At 68.6% G+C, this 14689-nt stretch carries 15 protein-coding genes; 8 read left to right on the top strand and 7 right to left on the bottom strand.

Annotated elements, in window-relative coordinates; genetic code table 11:
* The first annotated feature begins 9 nt into the window (after positions 1-9).
* Positions 10-2097: a hypothetical protein gene (locus BMZ21_RS21605; protein WP_091839214.1), complete on the top strand. Its 2088-nt coding sequence runs from the start codon at positions 10-12 to the stop codon at positions 2095-2097.
* On the opposite strand, the gene BMZ21_RS21600 is transcribed toward BMZ21_RS21605, so the two are convergent.
* The 5 genes from BMZ21_RS21600 to BMZ21_RS21580 are packed head-to-tail and all read right to left on the bottom strand — an operon-like array spanning position 2098 to position 5972.
* The gene (locus BMZ21_RS21600; RefSeq protein ID WP_091839211.1) at positions 2098-2598 is read right to left on the bottom strand and encodes a GNAT family N-acetyltransferase; all 501 of its coding nucleotides are present in this window, start codon (positions 2596-2598) and stop codon (positions 2098-2100) included.
* A gap of 46 nt (positions 2599-2644) precedes the next feature.
* A complete protein-coding gene (locus BMZ21_RS21595) occupies positions 2645-3484 on the bottom strand; it encodes a class I SAM-dependent methyltransferase (RefSeq protein ID WP_091839207.1) in 840 nt (279 codons plus the stop codon).
* Entirely contained in the window at positions 3481-4530 is a 1050-nt protein-coding gene (locus tag BMZ21_RS21590) for a glycosyltransferase family 4 protein (protein ID WP_091839205.1), read from the bottom strand. The genes BMZ21_RS21595 and BMZ21_RS21590 overlap by 4 nt, the downstream gene beginning before the upstream one ends.
* A complete protein-coding gene (locus BMZ21_RS21585) occupies positions 4527-4928 on the bottom strand; it encodes a 6-pyruvoyl trahydropterin synthase family protein (RefSeq protein WP_091839201.1) in 402 nt (133 codons plus the stop codon). Before BMZ21_RS21585 ends, BMZ21_RS21590 begins: the two co-directional genes overlap by 4 nt.
* A gap of 51 nt (positions 4929-4979) precedes the next feature.
* A complete protein-coding gene (locus BMZ21_RS21580) occupies positions 4980-5972 on the bottom strand; it encodes a zinc-dependent alcohol dehydrogenase (protein ID WP_425285464.1) in 993 nt (330 codons plus the stop codon).
* 56 nt (positions 5973-6028) lie between these two features.
* Here BMZ21_RS21580 and mdoH point away from each other — a divergent pair, with 56 nt between their 5' ends.
* Entirely contained in the window at positions 6029-7837 is a 1809-nt protein-coding gene (mdoH, locus tag BMZ21_RS21575) for a glucans biosynthesis glucosyltransferase MdoH (protein ID WP_244543943.1), read from the top strand.
* The gene (locus BMZ21_RS21570) at positions 7834-8592 is read left to right on the top strand and encodes an FkbM family methyltransferase (RefSeq protein ID WP_091839195.1); all 759 of its coding nucleotides are present in this window, start codon (positions 7834-7836) and stop codon (positions 8590-8592) included. The genes mdoH and BMZ21_RS21570 overlap by 4 nt, the downstream gene beginning before the upstream one ends.
* A gap of 7 nt (positions 8593-8599) precedes the next feature.
* Here BMZ21_RS21570 and BMZ21_RS21565 read toward each other — a convergent pair whose 3' ends face one another.
* Complete coding sequence (locus BMZ21_RS21565; protein ID WP_208862339.1) at positions 8600-8989, bottom strand: hypothetical protein; 390 nt, start codon at positions 8987-8989, stop codon at positions 8600-8602.
* A 194-nt stretch (positions 8990-9183) separates the two neighbouring features.
* Between BMZ21_RS21565 and BMZ21_RS21560 the strand changes: the two genes are divergently transcribed.
* The 5 genes from BMZ21_RS21560 to BMZ21_RS21540 all read left to right on the top strand — a co-directional run bounded on the left by BMZ21_RS21560 (position 9184) and on the right by BMZ21_RS21540 (position 14048).
* Complete coding sequence (locus BMZ21_RS21560; RefSeq protein WP_091839469.1) at positions 9184-10167, top strand: hypothetical protein; 984 nt, start codon at positions 9184-9186, stop codon at positions 10165-10167.
* 163 nt (positions 10168-10330) lie between these two features.
* A complete protein-coding gene (locus BMZ21_RS21555; RefSeq protein WP_091839191.1) occupies positions 10331-11083 on the top strand; it encodes a sulfite exporter TauE/SafE family protein in 753 nt (250 codons plus the stop codon).
* Positions 11084-11178: 95 nt separating this feature from the next.
* The gene (otnI, locus tag BMZ21_RS21550; RefSeq protein WP_091839188.1) at positions 11179-11958 is read left to right on the top strand and encodes a 2-oxo-tetronate isomerase; all 780 of its coding nucleotides are present in this window, start codon (positions 11179-11181) and stop codon (positions 11956-11958) included.
* Positions 11955-12956 (top strand): glucokinase, encoded by a 1002-nt coding sequence (locus BMZ21_RS21545; protein WP_167561702.1) that lies wholly within the window; start codon positions 11955-11957, stop codon positions 12954-12956. Before otnI ends, BMZ21_RS21545 begins: the two co-directional genes overlap by 4 nt.
* Before the next feature lie 45 nt (positions 12957-13001).
* On the top strand, positions 13002-14048 hold the full coding sequence (locus BMZ21_RS21540) for an acyltransferase family protein (RefSeq protein ID WP_244543942.1): 1047 nt from the start codon (positions 13002-13004) through the stop codon (positions 14046-14048).
* A gap of 96 nt (positions 14049-14144) precedes the next feature.
* On the opposite strand, the gene BMZ21_RS21535 is transcribed toward BMZ21_RS21540, so the two are convergent.
* On the bottom strand, positions 14145-14504 hold the full coding sequence (locus BMZ21_RS21535; protein WP_091839180.1) for a hypothetical protein: 360 nt from the start codon (positions 14502-14504) through the stop codon (positions 14145-14147).
* Positions 14505-14689: the final 185 nt, after the last annotated feature.

Here is a 14689-nt window from a genome sequence, read left to right as displayed (position 1 = left end):
TCCTGCCCGATGTGGAGCCTGACCTTCGCCCCGCTTGTCCCGATGCCGCTGCTGATCGGCCTTGCCGTTCTGGCCGCAGTCGCCGCCGGCATGGCGCTCGTGCTGGCTGGACGCAGCGCGATCCTGCGTGCGCTCGCGCTCACCGTGCTCGCCATTGCCCTGGCCGACCCCTCGCTCGTCTTCGAGGATCGCGAGCCGGTCAAGGACGTCGTCGCCGTCGTCGTCGACAGATCCGCCTCGAACCGCCTCGCCGACCGCTCGCAGCAGACGCAAGCGGCCCAGGCCGAGGTCGAGCGGCAATTGCGCGGCATCGCGGGTGTCGAGGCCCGTACGATCGAGGTCACCGACCAGCAGGGCGCCGGCGACGGCACCCGCCTGTTCGAGGCGCTCGCCTCCGGCCTTGCCGACGTCCCGTCCGAGCGCGTCGCCGGCGCGATCGTGCTGAGCGACGGCCTTGCCCATGACGCGCCTGCCACGGCCGAGGCGCTCGGCCTGCGCGCCCCCTTGCATGTGCTGACCACAGGCCGCGAGCGCGAGATCGATCGGCGCATCGTGCTGGTCGATTCCCCGCGCTTCGGCATCGTCGGCAAGGAGCAGAATGTCCGCCTGCGCGTCGTCGAGAAGGGCGGCCCAGGCCGGGCCGCGATAACGGTGCGCCGCGATGGCGAGATCATCGCGCGGCGCGCGGCGATCGCCGGTGAGACCGTCCAGGTGCCCGTTCGCATCGACCGCGGCGGACCGAACGTCATCGAGATCGAGGCCGCCCCGCTCGACAACGAGCTGACGCTCGCCAACAACCGCGCCGTCATCACCATCGACGGCGTCCGCGACAAGCTGCGCGTACTGCTCGTCTCGGGCGAGCCGCATCCGGGCGAACGCACCTGGCGCAACCTGCTCAAGGCCGACGCCAATGTCGATCTCGTCCATTTCACCATCCTGCGCCCGCCGGAGAAGCAGGACGGCACGCCGATCAACGAGCTCTCGCTGATCGCCTTCCCGACGCGCGAGCTGTTCCAGGTCAAGATCAAGGATTTCGACCTGATCATCTTCGACCGATACGCCAACCAGTCGATCCTGCCGCTGGTCTATTTCGACAATATCGTCCGCTATGTCCGCGACGGCGGCGCCCTCCTGATCGCGGCCGGGCCGGAATACTCCGGCGCCCAGTCGCTGGCGCGCACCCCGCTCGGCCAGATCCTGCCGGCGCAGCCCGATGGCAGCGTCTTCGACGAAGCCTATCGCGCAAGGGTCAGCGAGCCCGGCAAGCGCCACCCCGTCACGCGCGACCTGCCGGGCTCGGAGGTCGAGCCGCCGCGCTGGGGCGAATGGCTGCGCCTCGTCGGCTCCCGCGCCCGCTCGGGTTCGACCGTGATGACCGGCCCCGGCGATCGTCCGCTCTTGCTCCTGGCGCGCGAGCAGAAGGGCCGCGTCGCGCTCTTCCTCTCCGACCATGCCTGGCTCTGGGCCCGCGGCTTCCGCGACGGCGGCCCGCATCTCGATCTGTTGCGCCGGCTCGGCCACTGGCTGATGAAGGAGCCGGACCTCGAGGAGGAGGCACTGCGCGCCAGCGCCCGGGGCCGCAATATCGAGATCGAGCGCCAGACGCTCGGCGACAATCCCGCGCCTGCGATCATCACCGCGCCCGACGGCTCGACCCGCACCGTGCCCTTCGAGCCCGGCCGCCCCGGCCTCTTCGTCGCCCGCACCGCTGCGAGCGAGTTCGGCCTGCACAAGATCACCACCGAGAACCTGACCGCCTTCGCCAGCATCGGCCCGGAGAACCCGCGCGAACTGATGGAGGTCGTCAGCGATCCCGGCAGGCTTCAGGCGTTGTCCGAGGCGACCGGCGGCTCCTCGCGCCGGATCGGGCAGGAGAACGGCTCGGGCGTCACCATCCCGCGCATCGTGCCGGTCCGCTCCGGGCGGCAGTTCGCCGGTGCCGACTGGATCGGCCTGCGCATCAGCGATTCCGGCATCGTCCGCGGCGTCTCGATCTCGCCGCTCTTCGTCGGGCTGATCGGCCTTGCCATCCTCTTCGGCGCACTGGTCGCTGGCTGGATCGGCGAGAGTGGGCGGAGATTCAAGCGCGAGGCTTGATCAGCGCAGCGCCACCACCGCGCCCTTGCGCTGTGCCAGCACGCCGTCCTTGAGCTCCAGCGCCAGGAAGCGGCCGGGATCGGCCGGGCCGGGCAATACGAGATGGCCGGGCTTCACCGGCCTGAAGCCGAAGCGGGCGTAATAGGGCGCGTCGCCCACCAGCAGGATCAGCTCGTGGCCGCGTTCGCGCGCTGCCTCGATCGCGGCGTTCATCAGCGCAGCGCCGATGCCGCGGCCCTCGAAGGCCGGATCGACGGTCAACGGCCCAAGCATCAGCCCCGGCCCGCCACCGGCGAGGATCGGCGTCACCCGGACCGAACCGACCAGTAAGGTGCCGACATGGCTGGCGAAGGACAGCGCCGGATCATGCGGCGCGCCTTCGCGCAGGCGCGAGGCGGTGCGGGCATAGCGGCCCGGCCCGAAGGCACGCTCGTGCAGGCGCTCGATCGCCGCGGCGTCGCCCGGCAGTTCCTGGCGGATGGTGAGGGGAAGCGAAGTCATGGTCGGGATCGCGGCATGGCCGAATTCGGCGCGGTTGGCAATGGCTTCAGACCGGCCGCGCCCAGAGGTCCTGATGGCCGACGCTGACTGAGGTCGCGCTCCGCTTCGCCTCCAGCCAGCTCGCGATCGCCGCCGGCGCGACATGCCCGGTCTCGGCAACGGCAGCGGCGATCCCGGCCGCCAGTTCGCGAACGAGATCGGCATGATCCACGCCAAGCTGCCATGGGCTCTCGCCGACCGTCACCGCCGTGCCGGCCTTGCGAAAGGCTTGCGCCAGAGCCTCCGTGGCCTCGGGCCCGGCCGCGGGGCCAAAGCCCTTGTCGGTGTGCTGGTGATGGTTGAAGGCGGCGAGCATGCGCTGGTCGTCAGGATGCGCCGGCTGCCAGCTCTCGCGCCCGTCATAGGTCAGCACCGTATAGAGCGGCAGCCGCATGCTGACGAGCGAGGCGACGAAGCGCTCAAGCCAGCGCACCGAGGAAAGGTCGAACAATGCGGCGGCCGTGACCAGGTCGGGCTGCCAGCCGAGCACCCATTCGAGCTCCTTATTGAGGTCGGCCTGCCGGAAATCGACCGTCAGCGTCTTGTCCCCCTTGCGCAGGACGAGCTCCTCGCCCTGCTCCTGCGCCTCGTCGGCCCATTGCGCGAGCTTGCGCCGCGCCACCGACAGCAGGCGGCTGTCGGCATCGACCAGTGTCCAGTGCTGGCGCACCGGCAATGCGCTGTAGCTGCCGCGCAGGTTCGAACCGGTGCCGCAGCCGAGATCGATGATCGACAGCGATTGCCGGCCGGCAAAGGTCGAGCCCACCGCCGCCAGAACCTGCGGATTGCGGGCTGCATGGTCGGCCGGTTCGCGCAAGGCGAGCCAATCGGGGGAGAATCCGCTCATGGGATAACCTTCGCACAGACTTCAGCAACGATCGTCGCAGTCCCGCGCCAGCGCGGCAATGTGCCGGCTGCCTGCCAGGCTGCATCAGAGCGCTGCACGCGCTCCTGCTTGTCATCCAACAGCCGTACCAGCCCGGCACGCAGTGCCGCGACATCGCCCGGCTGCACCTTCAGCGCAGCCGCGTCCGGCGCCGTCTGCGCTGCCGCGCCGCCGGTCGTGCACAGGATCGGCAGCCCGCGCGCCAATGCCTCGGTCAGCACCATGCCATAGCCCTCGAACAGGGAGGGCATGACGAAGAGGTCGGCCTTGGCATAGGCCGCGTCGAGTTCGGCCTGTCCAAAAGCTCCGGCGAGCCTGACCCGCTCCGCCAGCCCGGCAGCGGCAATCTGCGCCTTCAAGGAGGCCGCGGTCCCGGGAGCCCGATCATCGGCACCGACGATGGTCAGGCGCCATGGCCTGTCGGCCACCCCCTCAAGCGCTGCGATCAGGACGTCGTAGCCCTTGCGCGGCACGAGCGAGCCAACCGCCAGCAACGCGATGGTCTCACCATCAGAGCCAGTCGCCCTCGCGGCCGAATCGACACCCGGTTCCGCCACAGTGATCTTCTCCGCCGGGACGGCGAAGTCGGCGACGAGCAGCCGCTTGGTCGTCTCGCTGGTAGCGATGACCGCAGCCGCATAACGCAAGGCTGCCGCCTCGCGCCTGACGAACTCCGCCGCCCGCACCGGCGACAGTCCGGTCTCGAGGCCGAGCGGATGATGCACCATCGCGACGACGCGCCCTGCAAGCCCGGCCGCGACGCTCTCCGGGAAGGCGCCATAGGCGAGCCCGTCGATCAGCAGCACACTGTAATAGGGCTGCGACAGGATCGCCCGGCCGGTCTCTGCCAGATCAGCCTCGTCCGGATTGGGAAAACTCCCCGGCAGCGGCAGGTGCCGCGCCGCGACGCCCATCTCGCGCCATTCCGCCAGCAGCCGCCGATCATAGCCGTAGCCACCGGTCGGCAGCGAGAGATCGCCGGGAATGGCGAAGACGATCTCGCTCACGCGAGCGCGCCCTCATAGCTCGCCCTGGCGAGATCGGTCTCATGCAGCGTGACGCGGATCTTCGCGAGATCGGCCGCATCCGCCCCGAGCTTGCCGGTGCGGGCCGCCAATGCCATCGCGTCGAAGATATACTTGCAGAGGAATTCGGTGGTGGTCAGCACGCCCTCGAACTGCGGCAGCGTGTCGAGGTTCTTGTAGTTCAGCGGCTTCAGCGTCTCGTTCAGCACGGTCAGCGCCGCGCCGATGTCGACCACGACGTTCTGGCGCGTGAGGCTCTCGCGGAAGAAGGCGACGTCGACGACGAAGGTCGCGCCGTGCATCGCCTGCGCCGGGCCGAAGAACGGATCGGGCAACGAATGGCCGATCATGATGCGGTCACGGACTTCGACGGAAAACATGGGGCGGTCTCCTTCAGCGGCCGCAGTCTTGGCGAAGGCCGGGGCGCGGCGTCAATAGCGCAGAACGGCGGTCAGCCCCGCGCCGGCGAATAACGCAGGCAGGCGTGTCGGCGCATCCTCGAAGGCGATCTCGTCGGTGATCAGTGCATCGAGCCGCTCATCCTCCAGCAGTACCAGCGCCGCCTGCATGCGGCGGGCGTAGTCGAAGCGCGCCCGCCGCGATGGCGAGACCTGCCCGACCTGCGAAGAGATGAGCTGCAGCCGACGGGCGTGGAAGGCGCCCCCGAGCGGCGTGGCGACGTTGCCTTCGCCATACCAACTCAATTCGACGATCCTCGCCTCGAACCCGGCTGCGCCGATCGCGGTGGCGAGGCCGGCGGCGCTCGCACTGGCGTGGAAGACAAGATCGGCATCCTGCGGACAGTCCGCCGGCAGCGCGAAGCGGCAGCCGAGCGCCCGCGCGAGCCCGGCACGGCCATCGTCGAGATCGACCAGCGTCACCTCCGCGCCCGGCAGCCTGGCCGCGATATACGCCACGAGCAGCCCGAGCACGCCGCCGCCGACCACGACGATGCGGTCGGCCGGGCCGGAGCCGGCATCCCAATGCGCATTGAGCGCGGTTTCCATATTGGCGGCGAGCACGGCGCGCCTTGCCGAAAGCCCCTCAGGCAGCGGGGTCACGCGATCCGCCGACACGACGAAGCGATCCTGATGCGGATGCAGGCAGAACACCGTACGGCCAAGCAGCCGTTCTGGCCCCGCATCCACCGTCCCGACGGCGCAGTAGCCGTATTTCACCGGAAACGGAAAAGCGCCCTGCTGGAGAGGCGCCCGCATGCGCTCATATTCGCTCTCGGGCACGCGCCCCTCGAAGACCAGCCGCTCGGTGCCGCGGCTGATGCCGCTCCAGAGCGTGCGGACCAGGCATTCGCCCGGTCCCGGCGCCGGCAATTCTTCGGTGTTCAGGACACATTCACCCGCGGCGGCATACCAGAGCGCCGTCGCCTGTGCGCTTGCTTCGTTCGCAATTGCCGGCTTTACCACGCATCGCCCTCCGCGCCGTTCCCCGCCAGCCTGATGAGCCCATGACGGAAACCGCCATGAACCAGCGCCCCGCTCCGACCACGTTCCAGGCGGCGGCGCAAGAGGACTTGCGGCTGACGCCGGCAGGACTGCAGTCGGTTTCGACCTTGCGGGTACGGCGCTGGCTCGTCGCCGGCCTGAACCTGGTTACGCTGGCGGCCCTGCTCTGGGGCCTCGCTCATGTGCTCTCGGCCGGTGGCTGGAGCCTCGCGGATATCGCGATCTTCGTCGCCTTCCTGTTTGGCGCGCCCTGGACCGTGCTCGGTTTCTGGAACGCCGCGATCGGGCTCTGGCTGCTGCACGGCAGCAAGGACGGGCTCGACCAGGTCGCGCCCTTCGCCGCCGCCGGCGAGGCCGATACACCGCTCGCGATCCGGACCGCCGTGCTGATGACCCTGCGCAATGAGGATCCCGCACGCGCCTTCCGCCGGCTCGAGATCGTCAAGCAGAGCCTCGACGCCACCGGCCAGGGCGCCTGGTTCGACTATTTCGTCCTCTCAGACACCAATGACCCGGGCGTTGCCGCGGCCGAAGCAGAGCTCGCCGCCGCCTTCGCCGCGCGCATCGGGGAACAAGGTCGCCTGACCTATCGCCGCCGCAGCGACAATGCCGGCTACAAGGCCGGCAATGTCCGCGAATTCTGCGAGCGCTGGGGCGATCGCTACGAGCTGATGCTGCCGCTCGACGCCGACTCCGTAATGTCGGGGCAAGCCATCCTCGCCCTCGCCCGGATGATGCAGGCCTATCCCAGGCTCGGCATCCTGCAGAGCCTGGTCGTGGGCATGCCGAGCAAGTCCGCCTTTGCGCGCATCTTCCAGTTCGGCATGCGCCACGGCATGCGGCCCTACACCATGGGCTCTGCCTGGTGGATCGGCGATTGCGGCCCGTTCTGGGGCCATAACGCCATGGTGCGGATCGCGCCCTTCCGCGATCACTGCCATCTGCCGGCCGTGCCGGGCGGGCCGCCGCTCGGTGGTCCGATCATGAGCCATGACCAGGTCGAGGCGACCTTGATGCGCCGCGCCGGCTACGAGGTCCGGGTGCTACCGGTCGAGGCCGGCAGCTGGGAGGAGAACCCGCCGACCATGCTCGAATTCGCCCGGCGCGACCTGCGCTGGTGCCTCGGCAATCTGCAGTACCTGAAGATCATGGACATCCCCGGCCTGAAGGCGATGAGCCGCTTCCAGCTGGCCTGGGCGATCCTGATGTTCATCGGCCTGCCGGCCTGGACGCTGATGATCGCGCTCCTGCCACTGAAGGTGCTGGAGGATCGCGGCATCGCCGACTACCCGGCCGGCTCCGCCGCCTTCCTCTATGTGCTGTTCTTCGCGATGTACCTCTCGCCGAAGCTCGCCGGCTTCGCCGACATCCTCATGACCAGGGGCGGGACGCAGCGTTATGGCGGCACGGCGCGCTTCATTGTCTCCTCGCTGATCGAGATCGTCTTCGCCTTCCTGCAGGGCGCGGTCTCGACCTTCCGGACGACACTGTTCATGATCGGCCTCGCCTTCGGCAAGGCGAAGATCGGCTGGAACGGCCAGGCGCGCGACGCCCACGCCCTCTCCTTCGCGACCGCCTTCGCCGGCCTCTGGCCGCATCTGCTCTTCGGCCTCTACATCTTCGGCACGCTCGCCGTACTGTCGCCGACCGTGCTGATCTGGTCGCTGCCGCTGACCGCCGGCTACATCTTGGCGATTCCCTTCGCGATGCTGACCGCTGCGCCGGCACTGGGCGCCTTCTTCGTCCGCACCGGCCTTTGCGGCATCCCCGAGGATTTCGACCCGCCGGCCGAGATCGTCGCGATCCAGGGCGGCGCAGCGCGATGAAGCCGGTCGCCTATCCCAGGGGCACGGCGAAAAGCCTGTCGCGCTCGCTGCGCGTCTATCATGGCGACCATGTCCGCAAGGTCGCGATGGATTCGCTCTATGCCCGCTTCCTCAGAGCCGGTGATCTCGCCTTCGACATCGGCGCCCATGTCGGCGACCGCATCTCCTCCTTCCGCCGGCTGGGCGCCCGCGTCGTGGCGCTGGAACCGCAACCCGGCCCGGCCAGGGCCCTGCGCCTGATCCATGGCCGCGATCCCAAGGTGACGCTGGTCGAGGCCGCCTGCGGCGACAGCGAGGGCACCGCGACGCTCCGCATCAACACCGCCAACCCCACCGTCTCGACGCTTTCGGGCGAGTTCGTCGATGCCGCCCATGGCCAGGACGGCTGGCGCGAGCAGGTCTGGGATCGCGAACTCACCGTGCCCTGCACCACGCTCGATGCGCTGATCGCCAAGCACGGCCTGCCCGCCTTCGTCAAGATCGATGTCGAGGGCTTCGAGGCGCATGTCCTTGCCGGCCTGTCGCAGACGCCGGCCGCCCTTTCCTTCGAGTTCACCACGATCCAGCGCGATGTCGCCGAAGCCTGCCTCGCCCGGCTCGCGGCGCTCGGGACCTATCGCTTCAATGTCGCGCTCGGCGAGAGCCAGCAGCTTGCCTTCCTTGAGCCAGTCGACGGCGAGGCGATGCGTGGTCACATCCGCGACCTCCCGCATGATGCCAATTCGGGCGACGTCTACGCCCTGCTGTCGCGCTGAGTTCTGCTTACGCGGCGCTCTGACCGAGCCAGGCAAGTCCGGCAGCGACCAGCAGGCCGAGCCAGCCGGGATGCCGCCCTCTGGTCGCGTAGAGCACGAGGAGCGAGCCGGCTAGCGTCGCGATCGCGATGATGCGGATGCTAGGCGCGTATGTCGGCAGGTCGGGGGACCCAGCGATCACGATCAGCAGTGCCGCCAGCCCCCATCCCAGCACCGAGCACAGGTGCCAGTTCGCCCAGAGAATGCGCAGATGCCGCTCGCGCAGCGGCGGCGGAGCGAGCAGCGGCACGATCGCCCCCGCCCGCCGTTGCCGGAAGATCAGGATCTCGCCGATGACGGAATGGGCGATGCCGATCAGGATCATCAGCACGCCGGCGGCCAGCAGATAGCTTTGCATCGAAGGCAATCCATGCCCGTGAAGGGGCAGGTCGCGCCTCACGCAACGGCAATCTGACCCAGCCCGCAGCGATTGCGGAAGCTGCCACGGTGTCGCGCTTCCGTCTCGGGCGCATCGGCTTTATGACCCGGCTCAGCCTGCGTTCATCTTGCGCTGTCCAGGCTGACCACGAAGGCAACCGGCCAAGGATGACCATGCTCGCTCTCGTTCGCCCCCTCGCCATCTCCGCGGCGCTTCTGCTGACCGCCCTCGCCGCCCGGGCAGCCGGCGACGTCGCCGTCGAGGTCAGGAACGAGTCGGAGCAGGTTGCCTGCGCCGAGAAGGACAACGTCACCATCAAGGCGATCTCGCCCGAGGTCCGGCGCTTCCGCATCGAGGCGGCGCACCCGGCCTATATCGCCGGCCTGCTGCGCGACAACTGGGATGCCGACTGGACCGATTGCGACATGAGCGGCGATCCCGTCCACAAGGCGCCAGTGCCCCCGCAGCGCATCACCTTCTACGAGAGCATCGAATACTGGCTGGTCGGCTACACCTTCGAGAGCTTCTGGCGCCCGGCCGAGACGACCTTCCGCGTCGGCGACCGCGTCGAGAAGGGCCTGCACCTCGTCCAGCTCTGGAAGCTCGGCAAGACCGGTTCCTACGAGGTCCTCGTCGTCTATCCGCAGGACGGCTACTGGCGTGTCCGGCCGCTGCCGCCGCAGCAGCTCTCGGCGGCCGCCTACGGGTCCTCCTTCCTGTTCGGCCCGGTCGAGCAGGATGGCGCGCGGCCGGTGGTAAACATCAGGGAGATCGCCTTCGATCCCAAGACGCTCTCCTTCAACCTCGCCTTCAAGGACGGCTCCTCCGGCACGCTCAAGCTCGACAGCGTCGACGAGAATCGCATGGTGCTCGACGCCGTGCTCGACAAGCCAGTCACCGGCGGCAAGGCCTTCGCCGCGCTGCGTTCGATGTACGTCACCGAGTTCAACAACGACGTCGCCCGCATCGCCATCCGCGAGCCGGGCGCCAAGGGCTGGCGCGAGGAGGCCCTGATGCCCTTCACCGGCGGCAAGGCGACAGATGTCTGGATGGGGCGCACCACCCATTCGCGCCACAACACCTCCTCGCCGGACATGGTCTTCCGCGCCTTCTCGAAGGACCCGAACCCGCCGGCCAAGCCGGAGGCGAAGAAGTAGCCTTTCGCTATAGCCACTCGCGAGTCATCCCGGACAAGCCGCGAAGCGGCGCAGACCCGGGATCCATGCCTGAACCATTCCGGAATGGGTCCCGGGTCTCCCTTCGGTCGCCCGGGACGACCAGAGCCTTTGAAGATGAGGCGTGCGAAGAACGGGCCCGGCCATGGATACCAGCACCATCCCGAGCCTCGTCCTCGGCGCCGCCCTGGCCGGCTTCGTGCAGGGTCTCTCCGGCTTCGCCTTTAGCCTCGTCGCCATGTCGGTCTGGGCCTGGACCATCGACCCCAGGCTCGCAGCGGTCATGGCCGTGTTCGGCGGGCTGACCGGCCAGACCATTGCGGCCGTGACGGTGCGCCGCGGCTTCGACTTCGCCCGGCTCTGGCCCTTCCTGCTCGGCGGAATCGCAGGCATACCGGTCGGCGTCCTGCTCCTGCCGCTGGTCGAGCCCGATATGTTCAAGGCAGGGCTCGGCATCCTGCTCGCCGTCTGGTGCCCGATCATGCTGTTCGCGCCGCATCTGCCGCCGGTCCGCTCTGGCGGGTCCCTGGCGGACGGCGCGATCGGCTTGATAGGAGGCGTCATGGGCGGCTTCGGCGGCTTCACCGGTGTGCTGCCGACACTGTGGTGCTCGCTGCGGCGCATGGACAAGGACGCGCAGCGCTCCATCGTCCAGAACTTCAACCTCGCCACGCTCGCCGCGACCATGCTCGGCTACATCCTTGCCGGAAACGTCACACGCGGGATGTGGCCGGCCTTCGCCATCGTCGCACCGGCGATGCTGATTCCCTCGCTGCTGGGTGCAAAGCTCTATATCGGCATCAGCGAGCAGGCCTTTCGCCGCATCGTGCTCAGCCTGCTGACGGTGTCCGGAATCGCACTGCTGGCCTCGTCCTTGCCCCGTCTGCTCGGCGGCTGACTGAGCGGAACCCCCACCCGCCGCGCAGGTTAACGATGACGGGCCCGTCCTTACGGGCTAGCCTGCTGCCTCGATCCGACTGACGAGACCGACCAATGCCGCGTTTTGCCGCCAATCTCTCGATGATGTTCAACGAGTGGGAGTTCCTCGACCGCTTCAAGGCGGCGGCCGAGGCAGGATTCGAATCGGTCGAGTTCCTGTTCCCCTATGAGCATGCACCGGAGAAGGTCGGCCTGGCGCTTGCCGGCGGCGAGTTGGAGCAGGCTCTGTTCAACCTGCCGCCCGGCGACTGGGCCAAGGGCGAGCGCGGCATGGCCGCCCTGCCCGGCCGCGAGGCGGAGTTCCGCGCCGGCATCGAGACGGCGCTGGCCTATGTCCACGAGACCGGCGTCAAGCGCGTGCATATGATGGCGGGCCTGACCGACCCGAACGATCCCGCCGCGCAGAAGGCCTATCGCGCCTCGCTCGCCTATGCCGCCGACAAGCTCGGCGAGCACGGCATCGACCTCCTGCTCGAGCCGATCAACGGCAAGGACATGCCGGGCTATTTCCTCAATGATTTCGACCAGGCTGCGACTTATGTCCGCGAATCCGGCCGGCCGAACGTCAAGCTGCAGTTCGACATGTATCATTGCGAGCTGATCCATGGCGATGTCGGCACGCGGCTGGAGGCGCTCTACCCGCTGGTCGGCCATGTCCAGATCGCCAATGCCGAGGGCCGGCACGAGCCCGACGGCACGCGGCCCGACTATCCCGCGCTGTTCGCCCAGCTCGATTCGCTCGGCTATCCCGGCTTCGTCGGCTGCGAGTATCGTCCCCGCGCCGGCACGCTCGAAGGCCTCGGCTGGTTCTCGCCCTGGAAGAAGCACGCGTGAGCGCGGGCTTTCCCCATCCGGTGCTCGTCGCCGATATCGGCGGCACCAATTGCCGGCTCTCGCTGGTGCCCACCCCCGGCGCCCTGCACGAGCCGCTCGCCCGGATCAGTACCGGCGCGCACCCGACGCCCGAAGCCGCGCTCGGCTCTGTATTGTCGACGCTGACGGTGAAGCCGCGCTCGGCCATCCTCGCCGTCGCCGGCCCGCTGGATGGGCGCAAGGCGCAGCTCACCAATGCCAGCTGGCATTTCGATGGGCCGGAGCTCGGCCGCGCGCTCGGCTTCGAGCAGGGGTTGCTGGTCAATGATTTCGAGGCGCTCGCGGCGTCGCTGGCCGTGCTCAGGGATCGCGATCTATTCAATCTCGTCCGCGGCCAGCCGGAACCCGAGGGCCCGCGCCTCGTGCTCGGTCCCGGCACGGGCTTCGGCGCTGCAGCCCTCTTGCGGCGCGGCGACACCGGCATGCTGGTGCCCACCGAATCCGGCCATATCGGCATCGGCCCGGAGGACCCGACCGAGGTGAAGCTGTGGCCGGCTCTGTCCGATGGGCTCGCGCGCGTCACCGTCGAGGAACTGCTCAGCGGCAGCGGTCTCATCCGCTTCCATCGCGCGGTGATGCGCCAGTCCGACGTCGCCGAGCCTGATGTCAGCGCCGCCGACGTGAGCGCGCTGGCGCTCGACGGCAACCCCGGCGCACTGATGGCCGTGGTCTGCTTCTGGCGGCTGCTGGCTCGCGTCGCCGGCGATCTCGCGCTCGGCTTCAAGGCGACGGGCGGCGTCTACCTGGCTGGCGGAATCGCGCCGCGCATCCTGCCGCTCGCCGACAAAGCCACGATCCACGCCGTCTTCGCCGGCAAGCCGCCGGTCGAGGATCTCGCCGCCCGTTTCGCGCTCAACGTGATCACTGCCGACGATCCAGCCGAACAGGGACTCGCCGCCATAGCCGCGGCTCCCGGCCGCTTCGGCCTCGACGATCCCGCGCGCTTGTGGTTTGCCTAGGCGCAGCGGCGCTCGCCTGACCTCATTCGAAGACGATTCCCAGCCTTGCCCCAGCTCTACGGCATCCAGGTCCTGCGCGCCCTCGCGGCGCTGATGGTTGCAGTCCATCACGTCCAGGCCGAAGCCGGCTTTCTCGCAGCCAGGGCCGGCACCGTCTTCATCCCCTCGCATGCCTTGCCTTGGAACGCCGGCGTCGACCTGTTCTTCGTCATCTCCGGCTTCATCATGGTGCATTCCTCGGCCGGTCTGTTCGACAAGCCCGGGGGAGCGCGCCTGTTCATCGCCCGGCGCATCGCCCGGATCGTGCCGCTCTACTGGGCCGCGACCACGCTCTTCCTCGTCGTGCTCCTCGCCTCGCCAGCCCTGCTCAATTCCGGTGCTCCGAACCTCCAGCAGATCGCCGCCTCCTATCTGTTCTGGCCCACGACGAATGCGGCGGGCGAGTTGCAGCCGGTCTATTCGCTCGGCTGGACGCTGAATTACGAGATGCTGTTCTACGTCCTGTTCGGCGCGGCCTTGCTCGCGCCGGGGCGGCTGGTCGTGCCTCTGGTGACCGTGGCGCTCGCCGGGCTGGTCGGGGCCCAGGCCCTGGCCGGGCCGCTTCCCCTGCCCTTCGGCTTCTGGGGCCAGCCGATCGTGCTCGAATTCGCCGCCGGCATGGTGGTCGGCCTGCTCCGCCAGAACGGCCTCAGGCTCGACGGCCGCCTGCGTTGGCTGATGGCGGCAGTGGGGATCGCCCTCTTCGTACTCGCCGCCGGCGATGGCTGGGCCCAGACCTCCTGGGGCGCGGTTGTCCTGCGCGGTACCGGTGCACTGCTCCTCGTCGGAGCCGCCGCCTGCGGGCGCAATGTCACCGCCCCTTCGGCGCTGGTGCGTTCGCTGGCGGCACTGGGAGATGCCTCCTATGCGCTCTACCTGGTCCATCCCTTCGCGATGCGGGCGCTGCGCGAAGTCTTCGCCCATCTCGCACCGAGCGCGACCGGCCTCTTCATCGTGCTTGCGCTGGTCGCCGCCGTGCTCGCGGGGCTCGCGGTCTACCATTGGTTCGAGCGGCCGATGACGAAGGTTTTTAGGCGGGCGCTGCGGGCTTAGGCTCGTCATGGTCGGGCTTGACCCGACCATCTCGGAAACCAGCTAGCTGGTCCTGAGATTCTCGGATCTGCGCTTCGCTTCGTCCGAGAATGACGCTCACTTTTTCTTCAACCGCATCCCCTTCAGCGACTGCCCGACCACGCCGCCATCGCGCCGGCGCTGAGACCGGTTGGCGACGATCGTTTCGACGTGCTCGGCCTGCGGGAAATAGCCGCGCTCCAGCACTTCGAGGGTATATTCCTCATAGGTCAGGCCGAGGGCCTCGGCCCGCTCCTGGCGCCTGAGCGCGATCTCGCGCGGCTTCTTCCAGGCCTTGCGATGGGCGAAGCGCCAGTCGAACGTGCGGCCGATCTCGCCTTTGTCGGTCGCGGGCTTGCGCTTCTTCTCGTCCAGAGGCGGGCCGCCATTATCGCCGATGCGGGCGGTTCTGGGCTTGCGCAGGGCCGGCTGTCTCATGGCTCTTATCTCATATGAGATACAAAACGTATCTCATAGTGGATCGAACTTGGTCGCGCCGCAAGTCCCGGCGGGGTGACAGGCGGGCCGCCGCAATAGATCGCCGCGCGTTCGACCGGACGCGGCAACCGTGATCTATCGATTTGGTTTCGCATCAAGCTCTTCCGAAAAGTGGTTTCCACTTT

Source organism: Allobosea lupini (genome assembly GCF_900109525.1).
Taxonomy (GTDB): domain Bacteria; phylum Pseudomonadota; class Alphaproteobacteria; order Rhizobiales; family Beijerinckiaceae; genus Allobosea; species Allobosea lupini.
The sequence above is the reverse complement of the archived record's forward strand: the minus strand, read 5'-3'. Positions and strand labels throughout refer to the sequence as shown.